We start from the raw sequence: 18,785 nt of genomic DNA on the forward strand, positions 1-18,785 counted from the left end.
TTTTAGAAGTAAATTGAATACTCATTTTATCCTCATCTATATTTATCTATAATTTCTTGAACGGTCCGCTTCATATCCTCTACTAAAATCCGAGGAGACAAAACAGTAACTGCTTCCCCTTGTCCCAGCAACCAGCGTTTAAGACCCGGTGTATGCTGACTTTCAAACTTAAAATGAGTCCAGCTACCATTTTTCCCAACTATTTTTGCATTTGGAAATTGATCCATCACAATAGTAGGATCGTACAAGAACTCGATCTCAATACTGATTTTCTTCCCGATAAAAGCGTCTACTCTCTCGTTACGAATGTCTCCATCTCTAAATTTATCTCGATAAGAAATAGAGGGTTTCTCTATATCACTATGAGACCAGGACTGGATACGGTCTACTCTTAAAGTAATATAAGTCTCATATTTAAACTGGTATACAACCAGATAGAAATAATGACTATCATAATAAAGAGAGACTGGCAAAACAGTCTGCCTCTTAGAAGACTCAGAATACGGTTTTTGATAGATAATATCTAGAACCTGTTCATGCAAAATAGCTTCCGATAAATCCCAAATTTTCTCTACTCTATCTTGCTGATCCGTTAAGGGAGTATAGTTAAGTTTTTCACTGCCAATGATCTGCTCAATTTCTTTCTGGTCATCACGAGGAACTAAGGCAAGTAAATTTTTTAGTAAGCTATCAATTTCTGGTTTATTCAGTGCTCGATTTTCCAATAAAATCTTTGAAATAACGAGAATATCCTTTTTATTAAAAACTGACTTACTTGATAGGCTATACTTATTCGTTTTACGGTTATAAAGCAAGTCTCCACTATAACTGGTGTTACTAGATAAAATATCACGGAGTAGCGAAAAATCTCTCTGTATCGTCTTTTCACTAACCTCAAATTCCTGGGCTAATTGCTTTTTTCCTAATGAAGTACCTAACTGTAAACGTAAAAAAATGTTTAGTAGTCTCTCTTGATCATTCATTTGCAGTCCTTCTTATTATTTTTCAAGCGATGTTAGACACGCTGTCATCCCCCATTTAAAACGCGCAATCAAACGAAAATGTACATTTTCCAATTGATCTGGTTCACAGTCACTAGAGAAAACCATTTGTTTATTCTTAAAATGTTGAGAATTAAAAAGATTAAAAAATTTTTCTTGAATAAGAATATCCTTTTCTCCCAATACCTGAATATCATCTACAATTAGGAGATCAAACTCCTCACTTCTAACTTTTTGTATTTCTAGCTCATTTTCCAATAAGTTTACGGCAGAAATGTATTTTACTCGTTTTTCTGGATTATTTTCAAGAACCTTATTACCAATTGCTTGCAGGAGATGTGTTTTTCCTAAACCTGATTGCCCATAAATATAAAGGGGATTATATTTTAATCCTAGGTTCTCAACTACTGCTAAGGCTCCTTTCTTTGCTAAATCATTACTATCTTTTTCTACAAAATTTTCAAATTGATATTTGTTATTTAAGCCTGTATTGTTCATCATTTAAACCTATTTCTTTTTTATAGTCATTTAGTTTTAAAAAAGCGCTCTAAACATTCAAAGATATTTGGAACTTCCCTTAATAAATTTGTCACTTTCTTTTTCAAGACAGCCCAAGCTTGCTCAATGGGATTCAAATCTGGTGAATAAGGTGGTAAAGGTAAGAAAAAGTGTTTATCTTGGATGCAAAGTTCATCCAAAATCTTCTTGGGATGAAAACTAGCATTGTCCATGACAATGACATGAGGCGTCTCTAAAGCAGGCAGGAGTTGCGTTTTGAACCATTCTACAAAGAAGTTGCTCGTCATACTTTCCTTGTAAATCATGGGAGCTATAAACTCTCCGTCTACTTGTCCTGCAACAATTGAAGTCCGTTCAAAGCGCTGTCCTCTAATCTTTTCATAGACTTTCTCCCCTCTAGTAGCCCGTGCATAAGGACGATAGAGGCAGCGATCGATTCCCGTTTCGTCAATATATACGACTGGTAAATCTTTTAGGATATCCAAAACATCAAGAAACTCAGCGACTTTCTCTGGATCTTGTTCCTTAAAGCTAGTCGTCTTTTTTTAAAGTGACCTTAATCTGCTTTAAAGCTGCCCATACTGAAGGAACGGCACAAGCAAAATGTGCCGCAATCTCCCTTAAGAAAGCATCTGGATGAGCCTCTACAAAGGCCTTCAACTCCTCCAAAGGAATCTTTCGGCTTTTGGCAACTCGCTTTTTCCGCTCTAAGTGCCCTTGTTCACGTAATTTCTTTTCCCACATGAAAAGAGTTCTGACGCCAACATCAAAAACTTTGGCTGCCTCGACATGGCTATGCCCCTCTTTGATGTAATTTAATGCTCGGTGTTTAAAATCTGTACTATATGCCATAGCTTTATTATAACATGTATTTTATAAACTAAGATACTATATAGTATAAGTATAACAAAACAGATGGACAATATTTGTCCGTCTGTTAATTTTTATTTAAAACAAATCATCAAACAGACTCAACTGGTTATCCTCTGGCATATTGCCGAGAATCCCCATTTCATCCATCTTTTCAACTAAAGTTGAGGAAAGTCCACCACGCTTGCGGAGTTCTGTTTTAGAAAGGAACTCACCTTCTTGACGAGCTCGCACCAATTGCTTGGCAACGTTCTCTCCAAGACCATCCATAGCGACAAACGGTGGGATGAGGGTGTCTCCATCGATGATGAATTCGGTCGCATCACTGCGGTAGAGGTCCAATTTGCCGAACTTAAAGCCACGTTCCCACATCTCATTGACGATTTCAAGTGTTGTGTAAAGGTCAATTTCTACGTTGGAAGCTTCATTGTTCTTTCGTTTTTCAGCAATTTCTTGCATCTTGCGCTTGATAGCATCCAAGCCTGCCCCCATGGTCTTGATATCAAAGGCCTTGGCACGGATGGAAAAGTAAGCACAATAATAATAAATTGGATGGTGAACCTTGAAGTAGGCTACACGCAAGGCCATCATAACGTAGGCTGCCGCATGGGCTTTAGGGAACATGTACTTAATTTTCCCACAAGATTCGATATACCACTCAGGCACATTGTTGGCCTTCATAGCTTCGATATAACCGTTGCGCTCTTCTTCAGAGATTTTGAGCCACAATCCCTTACGTACACGCTCCATGATAGTAAAGGCCATCTTTGGATCTAGACCAGCGTGCATGAGGTAAACCATGATATCATCCCGACATCCGATAACGGTTGACAGGTCCGCAATTCCAGCCTTAATCAAGTCTTGGGCATTTCCCAACCAAACGTCGGTACCGTGAGACAGACCAGAAAGCTGAAGCAACTCCGCAAAGGTCGTCGGATGGGTTTCATCCACCATGCCTCGAACAAAGTTAGTTCCAAACTCTGGAATTCCAAGCATACCAGTTGAAGTCCCGATTTGCTCAGGTGTTACCCCAAGCACATCGGTCCCTGAAAAGAGGGCCATCACGCCTTCGTCATCCATAGGGATTTCATTAGGATCAATCCCAGACAAGTCCTGCAGTTTCCGAATCATGGTCGGATCATCATGCCCCAGCACATCGAGTTTGAGGACGTTCTCATCGATATCGTGGAAGTTAAAGTGAGTGGTCTGCCATTCAGCCGTCACGTCATCCGCTGGATACTGGACAGGCGTAAAATCGTAGACATCCATGTAGTTAGGAATAACAACGATTCCCCCTGGGTGCTGACCGGTCGTCCGTTTAACACCTGCAGCTCCTTGGGCTAGGCGCTCTACTTCGGCTTCACGGTAGAACTTGCCATAGTCACGCTCGTAACCTTTGACAAATCCATAGGCTGTTTTAGCAGCCACAGTACCTACCGTTCCTGCACGGAAGGCGTATTCTTCCCCAAAGATATCACGAACATCCAAGTGGGCGCTCGGTTGATCTTCACCTGAGAAGTTCAAATCGATATCGGGAACCTTATCCCCGTCAAAACCAAGGAAGGTCTCGAAAGGAATGTCCTGTCCATTCTTGCTAAGCTTATTGCCACAGTTTGGACAGTCTTTATTTGGCATATCAAAACCTGAACCGTAGGAACCATCCGTGATAAACTCACTGTACTGACACTGACCACAGACATAGTGAGGAGAGAGAGGATTGACCTCGGTAATCCCAATCATGGTTGCAACGAAACTAGATCCAACAGACCCACGGGAACCAACCAAGTAACCCCGTTCGTTGGAACGGTGCACTAGCATCTGTGAAGCCAGATAAATCACGGCAAATCCATTCCCCAAGATAGAGGTCAATTCCTTTTCAATCCGCAAATCAACGATATCTGGGAGTGGATTTCCATAGATTTCAAAGGCTTTTTTATAGGTTAATTCAGCAACTGTTTCTTCGGCTTTGTCAATGAAAGGCGTGTACAAATCACCCTTTACAACCTCCACCGGCTCAAAGATTTCTGCCATGGCATTGGTATTTTCAATGACAATCTTGCGAGCCAAATCTTCCCCTAGAAAGGCAAATTCATCCAACATTTCATTGGTGGTTCTAAAATGCGCCTTTGGTAGCGGAGCTGGTTGGGCAGCTTCTCCATGGCCGATAGTTCGGTTAATCATGGCACCCTGACCTAGACTGCGGACGATGATTTCTCGATAAATTTCATCCTCGGGTTCGAGATAGTGGACATTTCCTGTCGCAAGAACCGGCTTACCGAGACGATCTCCAACCTCTATCAAACTCTTGATAATGGTTTGGAGTTCTTCCATGTCCTTGACCTGCTCTTTGGCAATCAGAGGTGCATAGATAGCTGGAGGCATCACCTCGATAAAGTCATAATATTTAGCGACTTCGACCGCTGCATCCACTCCCTGTGATACGACTGAATCAAAAACTTCCCCTTCTGTACAAGCAGAGCCCAAGATTAAACCTTCTCGATGGGCATCCAGTACCGTACGTGGAATTCGCGGTACTCCTTCAAAATACTGAGTATTTGAGAGAGAAACCAGCTTAAAGATATTTTTCAAGCCCACCTGATTTTTCACATAGATGGTCGCATGCTTGACTCGAGCTTTTTTATAAGAATCTGGACTGATTAAATCAAGGTTTAATCGTGCCAAATCTGTCACACCGTGTTTTTCTGCTACTTCTTTGATAAAGATAAAGAGCAGACGGCCAGTTGCTTCCGCATCGTAATTGGCCATGTGGTGGTGTTCTAAAGCTACACCAAAACGTTTAGTCAAAGGTCCTAGACCATGACGTTTGTACTCAGGATAGAGATTTCTTGCGAATTCTAGCGTATCGATGACGGGTTGAGTGATTTTTGGCAGGCCATGACGTTCATAGTTGGCATTCATAAAGCCAACGTCAAAGGTTGCATTGTGGGCGACAAGAACGGTATCCTTACAAAATTCTTGAAACTCTTTTAAAACTTGAACCAAGGGTTTGGCATTTTTTACATGATCATCCGTAATCCCCGTCAATTCTGTCGTAAAGGCTGATAAGGGGTGACCTGGATTGATAAACTCATCAAATTCAGCGACGATATTACCCTTATACATCTTGGAAGCCGCAACCTGTATCAAGTCATTATAGATAGCAGATAGACCAGTCGTTTCCACGTCAAAGACTACATAAGTAGCTTCAGAAAGGTCCATCTCCACTTCATTATAGACGATAGGTACACGGTCTTCAACGATATTAGCTTCCATCCCATAGATCAGCTGGATGCCTGCTTTCTTAGCAGCCTTATAGCCATGAGGGAAGGATTGAACATTTCCGTGGTCCGTGATTGCTACCGCTTTATGACCCCATTTAGCTGCTTTCGCAACGAGTTCTTCAACTTCAGGTAGAGCATCCATGGTCGACATATTGGTATGGGCATGGAACTCAACACGACGCTCTCCCTCTGGCATCAAGTCTTTACGCTCATAGTGAACGACTTCCTGAACATCCTGTACATTCATGGTCAAGTCTCGCGTGAAATTATTTACCTCGACATTTCCTCGAACACGGAGCCAAGAGTTTTTCTTGATCATGTCAAACTTCTGAGCTTCTTCTTCATTCTTGACCCATTTTTGCATAGAGAAACTGGAAGTATAGTCCGTCATCTTGAAGTTAATCAAGACACGACCTGTTCTAGTCACCTTATGCTCAACATCAAAGACAACTCCTTCAAAAACCAATCTATTTTCTTCAGTATTGACCTCGATCATAGGAGTAATCTCTGCCTTATCAAGTTTAGGCTTAGCAGCTGCTTTCTTGGCTTGGAAATCAAAGACAGGTTTATCCTCAGCTGGAGGAGGAGGAGCCATCTGTTCCAATTGTTCCATAGCCCGAAGTGTTTCTTCATTAGCAGCTTGGATAATCATTTGATTTTCCGTCTGAAAGGCCTCTTGCTCTTCCCTCGTGAGTTCTTCATTTTTTTCTAAACTGCAGGATAATTTAGGAAAGCCAAAAAGTTCCAGCTGTTTGCTAAGATTTGGCAGATGATTTTTTCTAAAATGCTCAGTATCTGCGGCTTCAGAAGCTTCAATGATTAACTGGTCATTTTCAAAGCGAACCTGAAAATTCTGATATATAGAACGAAAACCTTGACTAGCACAAGGACCATCCGAAAAAGCCTCTCGATAGTAGGCTTGTAAAAGTTCTCTAGAAAATTCCTGATTTCGCGTTTTTATCTCAAAACTAGCCTGATTTCCCGTTTTTGAGAATTCTTCTTTCAAGCCTCTTTTCAACTCTAGAAAAAGTTCAAAAGGCAAGATATTTTCAAAAACAAAATGAAACTCCCAAACTTTGCTTCGTTTATGGACAATGACTTGTTCTATTTCAGCCTGAGAGAAGGCCTCATGATTTCTCATTTCAGCGGGTATTCCCAACTGATTCATTAAAATTTCAAAAGTGGTTGACATCCATTTTCCTCACAATATACTCCTTCTATTTTACCATATTTGAGGCACTTTTACCTATTTCTACCAAACAGAAAAAGAAGCCACAAAGTGACTTCTTTTAGGGTGTCGATGAATTATTCTTCACCTTTGTTTTTCTTAATGATTTCTTCTTGTACTGACTTAGGTACATCTTCGTAGTGGTCGAATACCATCATGAATGTACCACGTCCTTGAGATGCAGAACGAAGAACTGTTGCGTAACCAAACATTTCAGCAAGTGGAACGTAAGCACGAACGATTTGGCTGTTACCGTGTGCTTCCATACCATCTACACGTCCACGACGAGCAGTTACGTGACCCATAACATCACCAAGGTTTTCTTCTGGAACAGTGATTGTTACAAGCATCATTGGTTCAAGGATAGCTGGTTGTGCAGTCTTAGCAGCTTCTTTAAGTGCAAGAGATGCAGCGATCTTGAAGGCAGTTTCAGATGAGTCGACATCGTGGTATGAACCATCGTAAAGCTTAGCTTTAACGTCAACCATTGGGTAACCAGCAAGAACACCGTTAGCCATAGATTCTACCAAACCTTTTTCAACCGCTGGGATAAATTCACGAGGAACCACACCACCGACGATTGCGTTTTCGAATTCGAATCCTTTTCCTTCTTCGTTTGGAGTAAATTCAATCCATACATCACCGAACTGACCTTTACCACCAGACTGACGTTTGAAGAATCCACGTGCTTGAGTAGAAGCGCGGAATGTTTCACGGTAAGATACTTGAGGAGCACCTACGTTCGCTTCAACTTTGAACTCACGACGCATACGGTCAACAAGGACGTCAAGGTGAAGCTCACCCATACCAGAGATAACTGTTTCACCAGTTTCAACGTTAGTTTCAACGCGGAATGTTGGATCTTCTTCAGCCAATTTTTGAAGGGCGATACCCATCTTGTCTTGGTCTGCTTTAGATTTAGGCTCAACCATCAATTGGATAACTGGTTCTGGAACGTTGATTGACTCAAGGATAATTTTAGCTTTTTCATCTGTCAATGAGTCACCAGTTGTAGTGTCTTTCAAACCAACGGCAGCAGCAATATCACCTGAGTAAACAGTGTCGATTTCTTGACGGCTGTTAGCGTGCATTTGAAGGATACGTCCGATACGTTCACGTTTACCTTTAGAAGTGTTCAATACGTAAGAACCTGATTGAAGAACACCTGAGTAAACACGGAAGAATGTCAAACGACCTACGAATGGGTCAGTCATGATCTTGAAGGCAAGAGCTGCAAATGGCTCTTCATCAGATGCAGGACGAGTTTCTTCTTCATCTGTATCTGGGTTGATACCTTTGATCGCTGGGATGTCAAGTGGGCTTGGAAGGTAGTCGATAACCGCATCAAGCATCAATTGAACACCTTTGTTCTTGAAGGCAGAACCACACAATACTGGGAAGAATTCAACGTTGATAGTCGCTTTACGGATACCAGCTTTCAATTCTTCGTTAGTGATTTCTTCACCTTCGAGGTATTTCATCATCAATTCTTCGTCAGTTTCAGCAACTGCTTCGATCAATTTTTCACGGTATTCTTGAGCTTGCTCAAGGTATTCAGCCGGAATGTCTTCTTCAAGGATATCTGTACCAAGGTCGTTCGTATAGATTTCAGCTTTCATCTTGATCAAGTCGATGATACCACGGAAGTCATCTTCAGAACCGATTGGCAATTGAATTGGGTGTGCGTTAGCTTGAAGACGATCGTGAAGTGTGCTTACTGAGTAAAGGAAGTCAGCACCGATTTTGTCCATTTTGTTGGCAAATACGATACGTGGAACTCCGTACTCAGTTGCTTGACGCCAAACTGTTTCAGTTTGAGGCTCAACACCTGATTGTGAGTCAAGAACTGTAACCGCACCGTCCAATACACGAAGAGAACGTTGTACTTCGATAGTGAAGTCCACGTGTCCTGGTGTGTCGATGATGTTTACGCGGTGGTTGTTCCATTGAGCTGTTGTCGCAGCAGATGTGATAGTGATACCACGTTCTTGCTCTTGCTCCATCCAGTCCATTTGTGACGCACCTTCGTGAGTTTCACCGATTTTGTGGATTTTACCAGTGTAGTAAAGGATACGCTCAGTTGTAGTTGTTTTACCAGCATCGACGTGAGCCATGATACCGATATTACGAGTTTTTTCAAGTGAAAATTCGCGTGCCATGAGGTTTGTTTCTCCTATATTTTTTTATTTCTATTCTATTATAACACGATTTAATAAAAACGGATAGGCAGGACCTACCCGTTCTCAATGTTTATCTTGTTATTGTTGGTTTCAACTTGCGGAATGGTAAGTTGAGTTATAGCTAAGAGCTGACCGAGCTAAATTGAACCCGGGCTAAAAGCTCAAGTTAACTGATTTGAACCCGAGCGAGGCCCGGTGCAAAAAAGATAAACTGCTTTGTGTTCACGGAACACTGCATCAGTTTCCTATTTTTGCCTTGGGCCTTTGCCGCTCTTAGTATCATTTTATTACCAACGGAAGTGTGCGAAGGCACGGTTAGCTTCAGCCATACGGTGAGTGTCTTCACGTTTCTTAACTGCTGCACCAGTGTTGTTAGCAGCATCCAAGATTTCTTTTGCAAGACGGTCTTGCATTGTGTGTTCACCACGAAGGCGAGCGATTGTTACCAACCAACGAAGTCCAAGTGTTGTACGACGTTCTGGACGAACTTCAACTGGGACTTGGTAGTTAGAACCACCGACACGACGTGCACGTACTTCAAGTACAGGCATGATGTTTTCCATAGCTGTTTCAAATACTTCAAGTGCATCGTTACCAGTAACTTCTTTGATTTGTTCAAAAGCACCGTAAACGATTGAAGCAGCTGTACCACGTTTACCGTCAAGCATAACGCGGTTGATAAGACGAGTAACTAATTGTGAATTGTAAAGCGGATCTGGCAATACGTCACGTTTTGGAGCTCTATTTTTACGACTCATTTCTCTTTATCCCCTTTCCTTATGCTTTTTTCGGACGTTTAGTACCGTATTTAGAACGGCCTTGTTTACGATCGTTAACACCTGCAGTATCAAGTGCACCACGGACGATATGGTAACGTACCCCTGGAAGGTCTTTTACACGTCCACCGCGAAGAAGCACCACGCTGTGCTCTTGCAAGTTGTGTCCGATACCTGGGATGTATGCAGTAACTTCGATAAGGTTGCTCAAACGTACACGAGCAAATTTACGAAGGGCAGAGTTAGGTTTTTTAGGTGTCATTGTTCCAACACGAGTTGCAACACCACGTTTTTGTGGTGAAGAAACGTTTGTTTGAACTTTTTTATGACTGTTGTAACCAACGTTCAAAGCTGGTGATTTAGATTTTTCTACTTTTGATTTACGCGGTTTGCGAACCAATTGGTTAATTGTAGGCATCTACATTCTCCTGTGTTTTTTTATTTTTGGTGATGATACACTTGGTGACAGCTATCATCTGTGTGTACTTTTGCAACATTTGTCAGCACGTCCCTGTACACTCTTGAGAGACCAAAAGTAAAAAGTACCGTCTATTATTGTACCACGTTTTTCTATTCTTTGTCAATATCTTTCTGCTGATTTTTTGATATTCTGACTTTTTTGAAGCAAGAATTTTAGCAACTACCACATAGTTTCTATAACCAACCACTTAGACAAGCGACCTTGTCTTTGTCAAGAAAATGGTGTTTAATAGATTTGTAAGTAAGAGATCTCTATTACAACTTTACAAAGGAGAAAATATGAAAGTCAGACTTGACATTGATCAACAATATGCAGAAGAACAAATCATCATAGAAGCACCATCTTTGTCCCCTAGAGTTCAAAAAGTTCAAGACTTTGTTCAATCACTGGATCAAAAAGAAACGCTTAAAGGAAAATTCCAAGACCAGGTCTACTTGATTCAGATTAGTAAGATTCAACGTATATATATTGAAAATCGTAAAATCTTAGCTGAAACTGATGATCGAACCTACACTCTAGACATTCGTCTCTACCAAGCAGTTGAAATCTTACCTGCTTCCTTTATCCAAATTTCCCAATCGGAAATTGTCAACATTGATGCTATCAGTCATCTAAAACTAACCTCTAACGGCTTGATTGAAATCTATCTTAAAAACGACAGTTTCACTTACTCATCTCGCCGTTACCTCAAAGCTATTAAGGAGAAATTAGAACTATGAAAAAACAAATTTTCCACGATGCCACAACTGGTATCCTCATCGGCCTCACCCTATCCATTATCTTTTCTTTTATCTATTCGCCAAGTAACTACGCACCCCTCAGCCCCAACTCTTTGATTGGTCAATTCATAACCCAACATCAGGTGCATGGTTCTCTCGTTTTACTCTACTGTTCTATCATCTGGGCAGCGATTGGAATCCTCTTTAGTTTTGGCAGTCGTCTATTCGCTCAAGATTGGAGCCTTCTTCGTGCGACTGTCACTCACTTCTTCCTTATGTTGCTAGGTTTTGTCCCTCTAGCAATCCTAGCAGGCTGGTTCCCGCTTCACTGGACTTTCATCCTTCAACTCATCCCAGAGTTTGCAATCATCTACCTCATCATCTGGGTTGTTCTCTACAAGAGAGAATCTAAAAAAGTTGCACACATCAATCAACTATTGGCTCGAAAACACTAATATACAAGAAACCCACTCACATGACTGAGTGGGTTTTGACTTATAATTTTTGTTTCCATTCTAACAAGAGATTCATGGCCTGCATAGGCGTCATATTGTACACATCTACTTCAGCCAATTCTGCTAGGATAGGATTTTCTTCCGCTGAGTCAAATAGGGAAATTTGTTCAGAGACTGCATTTATTTGTCTCATTGGAGCAGGACTTTCCTGACCTTGACTTTCTAGTTGAGTTAAAATCGCATCCGCTCTTTTTAGCAAGTCTGCTGGCAATCCTGCAATCTTAGCAACGTGTATACCGTATGATTTATCTGCGGGTCCTGGCTCTATCTTATGAAGAAAGGTAACCTGGCCATTTTGTTCCAGTGTAGCCACGTGAACATTTACCAGATGTTCCAGACTAGCCTCAAGACTAGTTAATTCATGGTAGTGCGTTGCAAAGAGAGTCTTGGCTCCGATATGTTCATGGATATACTCGATAATCGCTTGGGCTAGGGCCATGCCATCATAGGTTGCCGTTCCGCGTCCCAACTCATCAAAGAGAATCAGGGATTTTTCAGTAGCATGTGCAATAGCATTATTAGCTTCCATCATCTCGACCATAAAGGTTGACTGACCGGAAACCAAGTCATCCGCTGCCCCAATACGAGTGAAGATAGCATCAAAAATAGGAAGACTAGCACTCTCAGCTGGAACATAAGACCCTATCTGGGCCATGACTGCTGTCATAGCTAGCTGACGCATATAGGTTGACTTCCCGCTCATATTAGGCCCTGTAATCAGCTGGATGCTAGTATCTTCACCCATTTGGATACTGTTGGGAATATAGGTTTGGGCTCCCATGACCTTCTCAACGACAGCGTGACGACCTTTTTGAATGTCAATTCGCGAATCCTGACCAAACTCTGGACGGATCAAATGCTGATTTTCTGCAACTACTGCCAAACCTTGCAAGACATCAACTGTTGCAATTCCTTGGGCTAGGGCTTGCAGACGTTGGATATACTTACCAACCTCTTCACGGATACGCATAAAGATTTCATATTCAAGATTAGCTGACTTCTCACGCGCCTCTAACATTTCTCCCTCGATACGCGCCAACTCCTCTGTTCCAAAACGCTCAGAATTTTTCAGCGTAGCCTTACGGAAAAAGTGGGCTGGAACATTGCCGAGCTGAGAGTTGGTCACATGGAAATAGTAACCGTCTTTTTTATTGTAATCAATCTTGAGAGTATTGATACCCGAGTTTTCTCTCTCCTTGGCTTCAATCTCCGCAATCCAGCTAGTTCCTTCTCTGAGAACACGACGATATTTGTCCAAGGTTTCATCAAAGCCCGTCCGAATAATACCTCCTTCGGTAATGACATGAGGAGCCTCAGGGGCAATGGCTGCGCTAATGAGATTCTCGAGTTCAGGAATAGCATCTAGTTGTTCAATTAGATAGGTAAGAGCTGGTTGCCCCATTCCTTCTAAAATTGCTCGAATTCGTGGAACACTGCCCAAGGTAGTCGCTAATTGCAAGAGGTCTTTAGGGTTGCTTTTGCCAAAAGATACTCGACTCGCCAGACGCTCGATATCGTAGACTCCCTTGAGACTTTCTGTTAAATCACTGCGCTCAAAGAAATAATCTAAAAAGACCTGCACAACATCCTGGCGTTCAAGGATACGGTCCTTGTCAATCAAGGGACGGTGGATCCAAGAGCGTAGGAGACGCATCCCCATGGCAGTTTTAGTTTCATCTAGTAGCCAGAACAGACTGCCTTGTTTCTTGCCAGAACGAGCATTTTCTACTAGATCTAAACTAGCCTTGGTTGCATAATCCATCTGCAAGAAATCCTTAATTTCATAACGGACAACTGGCTTCAAGTGGTTGAGCTCTCTCATCTGAGTCCGATGGACATACTGGAGAAGCTTACTGCTGGCAGCTTGTTCAACGGGTGCCAATCGTGGTTCCAGTAGATGGATGTCTTCAAATGATTCTTTCTCATAGGAAAGTACCAAATTCATTTGACGTCTGAGAATCTGTTCTTCCTCTTCGGTTAAGGCATAGCCGATGACAACTTCTCTTGCCTTAAGATTTCGGATTTCACCACAGACCAGGGTAAAATCCAATAAGCCTGTCACATAGAAATCACCCGTCACTAAGTCCATGTATGCCAAACCAAATTGCTGACCGTCACGGTCGATAGCCACCAAAAAGTTGTTTTGACTATCTGGTTTACTACTATCGACGACTGTACCAGGGGTAATCACCTGCACAACCTCTCGCTTAACAACCCCTACTGCCTGCTTAGGATCCTCCATCTGCTCAGCAATGGCAACCTTGTAGCCACGCTCCACTAGGACATCAATATACTGTTGTGCTGAGTGATAAGGAACTCCAGCCATGGGAATAGGATTGTCAGCATTCTTATTGCGACTGGTTAGTGAGATTTCTAGTATCTGGGCAGCATTGACTGCATCTTCGTAAAATAACTCATAAAAATCACCCATACGAAAGAGCAAAAAAGCATCTGGATATTGTTTTTTTATATCCACATACTGTTGCATGCCAGGTGATAATTTTTCTGTCGTCATCCATTCTCTCCTTGTTAAAAATAGAGAGTGGGACAGAAATCGGTAATTCGTTAGAATTCGATTTCGTCGTCCCACCTCCGCACAGTTGAGTAGGGTTGTAAAAGCTGATGAAATCAGCGTAGTAGAGCCCACTCAACCACTGCGTCTTGCTCGACAATCCAAAGACAATTGAGAGGCTAGGACTTTTGTCCCAACCTCCTTATCTATCCTTCATCAAATCTAACAAACGATCTTCCATGAGTTTAGCAACATGCTGATCTCGGCAAATCACCAAGAGGGTATTAGCACCCGCAACTGTCCCTAAAATCCATTCATCCTTGTTGTCATCGACAACATTGGCTAAAACCGCGGCTTCACCCAGTTTAGTGTGAAGAACTAAGGTAAACTCAGCTCTTGCCACGCCTTCTAAATGATGGGATAAAAACTCAACCAGGTCAATCTTCTCTGTCTCATTTGCTAGTACGTAGTAGACCATATCATTTTTCTTAACCTTGGTCAAGCCAAGTTCACGAAGGTCACGCGACAAGGTCGTTTGTGTCACAAAAACATTGCGTGCTTCCAAACGATCTTGAATCTCCTTTTGAGTTCCTAACTTCTCCTCAGTGATCATCTGCTTGATCAACTGATGACGTTCTCTTTTTCTCATAACATCCTCTCGAGTGAATATTTATAACATTTTCATCTATTTAATAAGAACATTATACCAAAAAAACCGAATATTTCAAAAAAAATTTCGTCTTTCTTTAAAATTGTGATAAAATAGAAGAAAAGTCCAAAGGAGCCTATAATGAATACAAAACAATTGATCGCTAGTGAATTGGCTAGCGTCATTGATAGCCTGGATCAAGAGGCTATTTTCAATTTACTAGAACAACCAAAAAACTCTGATATGGGAGACATCGCCTTCCCTGCCTTTACTCTAGCAAAAGTTGAGAGAAAAGCTCCACAAATGATTGCAGCAGATATCGCTGAAAAAATCAATAGCCAAGCCTTTGAAAAAGTCGTCGCTACTGGACCTTATGTTAACTTCTTCCTTGATAGAAATGCCATTTCTGCTCAAGTATTACAAGCTGTTATCACTGAAACAGAACACTATGCTGACCAAAATATTGGTAAACAAGAAAATGTTGTTATCGACATGTCTAGTCCCAATATTGCTAAACCATTCTCTATTGGTCACCTGCGCTCAACTGTTATCGGAGATAGCTTGTCACATATTTTCCAAAAAATCGGTTATCAAACGGTCAAGGTCAACCATTTGGGAGACTGGGGTAAACAGTTTGGGATGCTGATCGTTGCCTACAAAAAATGGGGCGACGAAGAAGCTGTAAAAGCTCATCCGATTGATGAACTTCTTAAACTCTACGTTCGCATCAATGCTGAAGCTGAAAATGACCCTAGCTTGGATGAAGAAGCACGCGAATGGTTCCGTAAACTTGAAAATGGAGACGAGGAAGCTCTCGCACTTTGGCAATGGTTCCGTGATGAAAGTTTGGTGGAATTTAACCGCCTTTATAATGAATTGAAGGTTGAATTCGACAGCTACAACGGGGAAGCCTTTTACAATGACAAGATGGATGCAGTTGTAGACATCCTTTCTGAAAAAGGACTTCTGGTCGAATCAGAAGGTGCCCAAGTTGTGAATCTTGAAAAATATGGAATTGAACACCCAGCTCTTATCAAGAAATCTGATGGTGCAACTCTCTACATCACACGTGACTTGGCCGCTGCCCTTTACCGTAAAAACGAATATCAATTTGCCAAATCGATCTATGTCGTTGGTCAAGAGCAATCCGCCCACTTTAAACAACTCAAAGCTGTCTTGCAAGAGATGGGTTACGATTGGAGTCAAGATATTGTCCATGTTCCTTTTGGTTTGGTTACAAAAGAAGGCAAGAAACTCTCTACTCGTAAAGGGAATGTTATCTTGCTAGAGCCTACAGTTGCAGAGGCTGTCAGTCGTGCCAAAGCCCAAATCGAAGCCAAAAATCCTGAACTTGAAAATAAAGACCAGGTCGCTCATGCTGTTGGAGTTGGAGCCATTAAATTCTATGACCTTAAAACTGACCGTACAAATGGATACGACTTCGACCTTGAAGCTATGGTATCCTTTGAAGGCGAGACTGGTCCTTATGTTCAATACGCCTATGCTCGTATCCAATCCATCTTGCGCAAAGCCGATTTCAAACCAGAAACAGGTGCCAACTATAGCTTGAATGATGCTGAAAGCTGGGAAATCATTAAACTCATCCAAGACTTCCCACGTATTATTAACCGTGCAGCAGATAACTTTGAACCTTCTATCATTGCTAAATTTGCAATTAGCTTAGCGCAAGCCTTTAACAAATATTACGCTCACACTCGCATCTTGGATGAAAGTCCAGAACGCGACAGTCGTTTAGCCCTCAGCTATGCAACTGCAGTTGTCCTCAAAGAAGCACTTCGTCTGCTGGGCGTAGAAGCACCAGAGAAGATGTAAATCGCCAAAGTTACTTGATTGCAAAGCAATCTAAGTAACTAACGCCAAATCCTATTCGGACTTTGGCTAGGCACTTCACTAGTTTTAGGACATAAATATGATCGATTTATGTCCTAAAACGTCGTAATCTTGAAGTTATTGGAACTAAAGTTCCTAATTGTTGGACGCTAGCCGCTTTTATGCGGACTAGCTAACTGCTTCACTAGTCATGGCCCCTAAATATAATCGATTTAGGGACCACGACGTCGTAACTATGGCGAATTGCCTAAACGCTTCACTAATTCACCTAACCAAATAATATCGATTTGGTTGAATGAATGTCGCAATCTTAAAGTTACTGAATTGCAGAGCGATCTAAGCAACCGATCCTAAACCTCTACGGACTTTTATTTGGTACTAGGGGCGGAGTTCATTACATCTACTATTTTAGATTAGCGATCACTTGCCTAATTTCTATATTGTCATTACTTGAAAAGCGAAAAATCTTTTTCGCTTTTCTCTTGCTATTAATTTCTTTATCACTTAGGGAGAGATTTTATGAGCCAATATGCTTATATTTTAGTTGTCATCAGTCTTGTCGCTCTTTTTCTCATCAACAAATACGAAAAGGAAAAACTACAAAGACTCCTACAAGAGCAACTGTTAAAGGATGAAACTTTTCGCGCTACTATCAAGGAAAAGATTCAAACAACAGAAAACATTAACGATGTCATCGACTACATCAATAAGGGATATCGTTTGGGAATTATGATTTCAAAGGAAATTGTTGAAGACATCAGAAAATAAAAAAGGATTCGAGATAGTATTTCTCGAGTCCTTTTCTATTTTTTCCTGAGAACTATGATTCCCACCAATATAACAATCCCTAGTGATGCCATGGTTCCGTATGCTGACAAACTTTCATCAAGAAATTTCTCGGAGAACTGCAACAGAGCGATCGCTAAGAGTAGCAAGGCACTGCAAAGCATAATATCCTTGAAGCTTGGTTTGCGTCTTATATACTTTAAAAATGATCTCTGTAATTTACTCATTTCGACTATTCCCTTTGAAGTAAATCCTTTATGCATGGAATAAAACTCTTCCTCAGAAAATCTGACCTCTTACAAAGCTTCTAATTCATAGAGTTCCGCAATAATCCCTGCGACCTTCTTGATATCTCCCAGCATTCCACGCATCTCAAAGTCAGCTAGAACGGGGAATCCGAAGCGTTGGCTGTATTGTTTGGCTGTCAAACAGTATTGGTTGTTAAAGTTACGATTGCCTGATCCTACGACACCAAAACACTTGCTGGCATTGTCACCGTATGCGATAAAATCACCTACTGAAGTGGTCAAAATCTCCACATCACCATTATCAACACCATTGCCACCTTCTAGATAAGTCGGTAGGAAAGCCACATATGGGTTGGTCATTTCAAAGAAGTCTTCCCCTTCCTTGACCAAATCTTTAATATGAATTTTTTCTACTTCAATGTTCTCATACTGTTCTAACAGGTAGGCCTTCAGACGTGTAACGAAACTCTCCGTATTTCCGCTCAGACTGATATAGACTAAGGAAATTTTTTTCATTTTCTCCTCCTTTTTGAATCATAAAAAATAACTACCAAGATTGTATCTTGATAGTTATGCTTTGTCAACTCTTAGGCTAGTTCTTCCTCTTCTTGAGCTTCTGTTAATTCTTTCTGCTGACGCCACATCTTATAGAAGACGATTGCTAGGAAAATAACATTGAGTACAACCCCAAAAATAGCAGAACCTTTGGCACCAAGCTCCGCTCCCATACGGATGTTAGGGTCTGTAAAAAGTGAAACCGCATCCTGAACGCCGATAAAGTTGTAGATAGAACCAACGATGGCAACGAAGACATAAGCAAGATAAGTGTAGTTAGCCAATTGGATGTTTTTACGAATAAGGAAAACCAAAGCCACAACAACTAGAATAACAGATAAGACAACCAAGAGAATGCTGAAGACAGAATGACCATGCTCCGATACCTTAATGGTGTAATCAACGAACTCCTTAGCATAAGTAGCATCTCCACCTAACTTTTCAATGTTGTTCACACTATCCGCAGTAGGTACTGGAGATATGATTCCAAATAGCGACATTGCTGAGAGTAAGGCTGAAAAAATCAGTAATACCCACAGATAGATTGGTTTCTTTTTCATAAAAGTAACCTCCTCATAATTTTTTTATTATTATAGCATATTTTCCGAAGGAGA

Annotated in this window: 14 protein-coding genes and 1 pseudogene; 4 read left to right on the plus strand and 11 right to left on the minus strand. The window is 41.3% G+C overall.

Features of this window, described 5'->3' with window-relative positions; all coding sequences use genetic code 11:
• Nucleotides 1-32 precede the first annotated feature (32 nt).
• The 7 genes and pseudogenes from QM469_RS07960 to rpsL all read right to left on the minus strand — a co-directional run bounded on the left by QM469_RS07960 (nt 33) and on the right by rpsL (nt 10,273).
• A complete protein-coding gene (locus QM469_RS07960; RefSeq protein ID WP_414276504.1) occupies nt 33-983 on the minus strand; it encodes a helix-turn-helix transcriptional regulator in 951 nt (316 codons plus the stop codon).
• Nucleotides 984-998: 15 nt separating this feature from the next.
• Nucleotides 999-1,502: a DnaA ATPase domain-containing protein gene (locus tag QM469_RS07965; protein ID WP_414276505.1), complete on the minus strand. Its 504-nt coding sequence runs from the start codon at nt 1,500-1,502 to the stop codon at nt 999-1,001.
• 23 nt (nt 1,503-1,525) lie between these two features.
• A pseudogene (locus QM469_RS07970) lies at nt 1,526-2,372 on the minus strand (IS630 family transposase).
• Nucleotides 2,373-2,468: 96 nt separating this feature from the next.
• A complete protein-coding gene (locus tag QM469_RS07975; protein ID WP_414276506.1) occupies nt 2,469-6,863 on the minus strand; it encodes a PolC-type DNA polymerase III in 4,395 nt (1,464 codons plus the stop codon).
• Between the two features lie 113 nt (nt 6,864-6,976).
• Entirely contained in the window at nt 6,977-9,058 is a 2,082-nt protein-coding gene (gene fusA / locus QM469_RS07980; RefSeq protein WP_153224860.1) for an elongation factor G, read from the minus strand.
• Nucleotides 9,059-9,366: 308 nt separating this feature from the next.
• Nucleotides 9,367-9,837, minus strand: a complete 471-nt coding sequence (rpsG, locus tag QM469_RS07985) for a 30S ribosomal protein S7 (protein WP_000087876.1) — start codon at nt 9,835-9,837, stop codon at nt 9,367-9,369.
• Nucleotides 9,838-9,856: 19 nt separating this feature from the next.
• Entirely contained in the window at nt 9,857-10,273 is a 417-nt protein-coding gene (rpsL, locus tag QM469_RS07990) for a 30S ribosomal protein S12 (RefSeq protein ID WP_001142333.1), read from the minus strand.
• A 341-nt stretch (nt 10,274-10,614) separates the two neighbouring features.
• Here rpsL and QM469_RS07995 point away from each other — a divergent pair, with 341 nt between their 5' ends.
• Nucleotides 10,615-11,055: a LytTR family DNA-binding domain-containing protein gene (locus tag QM469_RS07995; protein WP_414276507.1), complete on the plus strand. Its 441-nt coding sequence runs from the start codon at nt 10,615-10,617 to the stop codon at nt 11,053-11,055.
• Nucleotides 11,052-11,510: a DUF3021 domain-containing protein gene (locus QM469_RS08000; protein WP_414276508.1), complete on the plus strand. Its 459-nt coding sequence runs from the start codon at nt 11,052-11,054 to the stop codon at nt 11,508-11,510. The genes QM469_RS07995 and QM469_RS08000 overlap by 4 nt, the downstream gene beginning before the upstream one ends.
• Before the next feature lie 40 nt (nt 11,511-11,550).
• Here QM469_RS08000 and mutS read toward each other — a convergent pair whose 3' ends face one another.
• The gene (gene mutS / locus QM469_RS08005; RefSeq protein ID WP_414276509.1) at nt 11,551-14,085 is read right to left on the minus strand and encodes a DNA mismatch repair protein MutS; all 2,535 of its coding nucleotides are present in this window, start codon (nt 14,083-14,085) and stop codon (nt 11,551-11,553) included.
• 199 nt (nt 14,086-14,284) lie between these two features.
• The gene (argR, locus tag QM469_RS08010) at nt 14,285-14,731 is read right to left on the minus strand and encodes an arginine repressor (protein ID WP_414270725.1); all 447 of its coding nucleotides are present in this window, start codon (nt 14,729-14,731) and stop codon (nt 14,285-14,287) included.
• Nucleotides 14,732-14,872: 141 nt separating this feature from the next.
• Here argR and argS point away from each other — a divergent pair, with 141 nt between their 5' ends.
• A complete protein-coding gene (argS, locus tag QM469_RS08015) occupies nt 14,873-16,564 on the plus strand; it encodes an arginine--tRNA ligase (RefSeq protein ID WP_414276510.1) in 1,692 nt (563 codons plus the stop codon).
• Nucleotides 16,565-17,101: 537 nt separating this feature from the next.
• Nucleotides 17,102-17,350: a MarR family transcriptional regulator gene (locus QM469_RS08020; protein WP_301392183.1), complete on the plus strand. Its 249-nt coding sequence runs from the start codon at nt 17,102-17,104 to the stop codon at nt 17,348-17,350.
• 314 nt (nt 17,351-17,664) lie between these two features.
• Here QM469_RS08020 and nrdI read toward each other — a convergent pair whose 3' ends face one another.
• Nucleotides 17,665-18,132 carry a class Ib ribonucleoside-diphosphate reductase assembly flavoprotein NrdI gene (gene nrdI / locus QM469_RS08025; protein WP_153224853.1) on the minus strand — a complete coding sequence of 156 codons (468 nt, stop codon included), beginning with the start codon at nt 18,130-18,132 and terminating at the stop codon, nt 17,665-17,667.
• A gap of 71 nt (nt 18,133-18,203) precedes the next feature.
• Entirely contained in the window at nt 18,204-18,731 is a 528-nt protein-coding gene (locus QM469_RS08030) for a hypothetical protein (protein WP_049548206.1), read from the minus strand.
• Nucleotides 18,732-18,785 lie beyond the last annotated feature (54 nt).

The organism is Streptococcus infantis, assembly GCF_047464215.1.
In the GTDB taxonomy this organism is placed as follows: domain Bacteria; phylum Bacillota; class Bacilli; order Lactobacillales; family Streptococcaceae; genus Streptococcus; species Streptococcus infantis_P.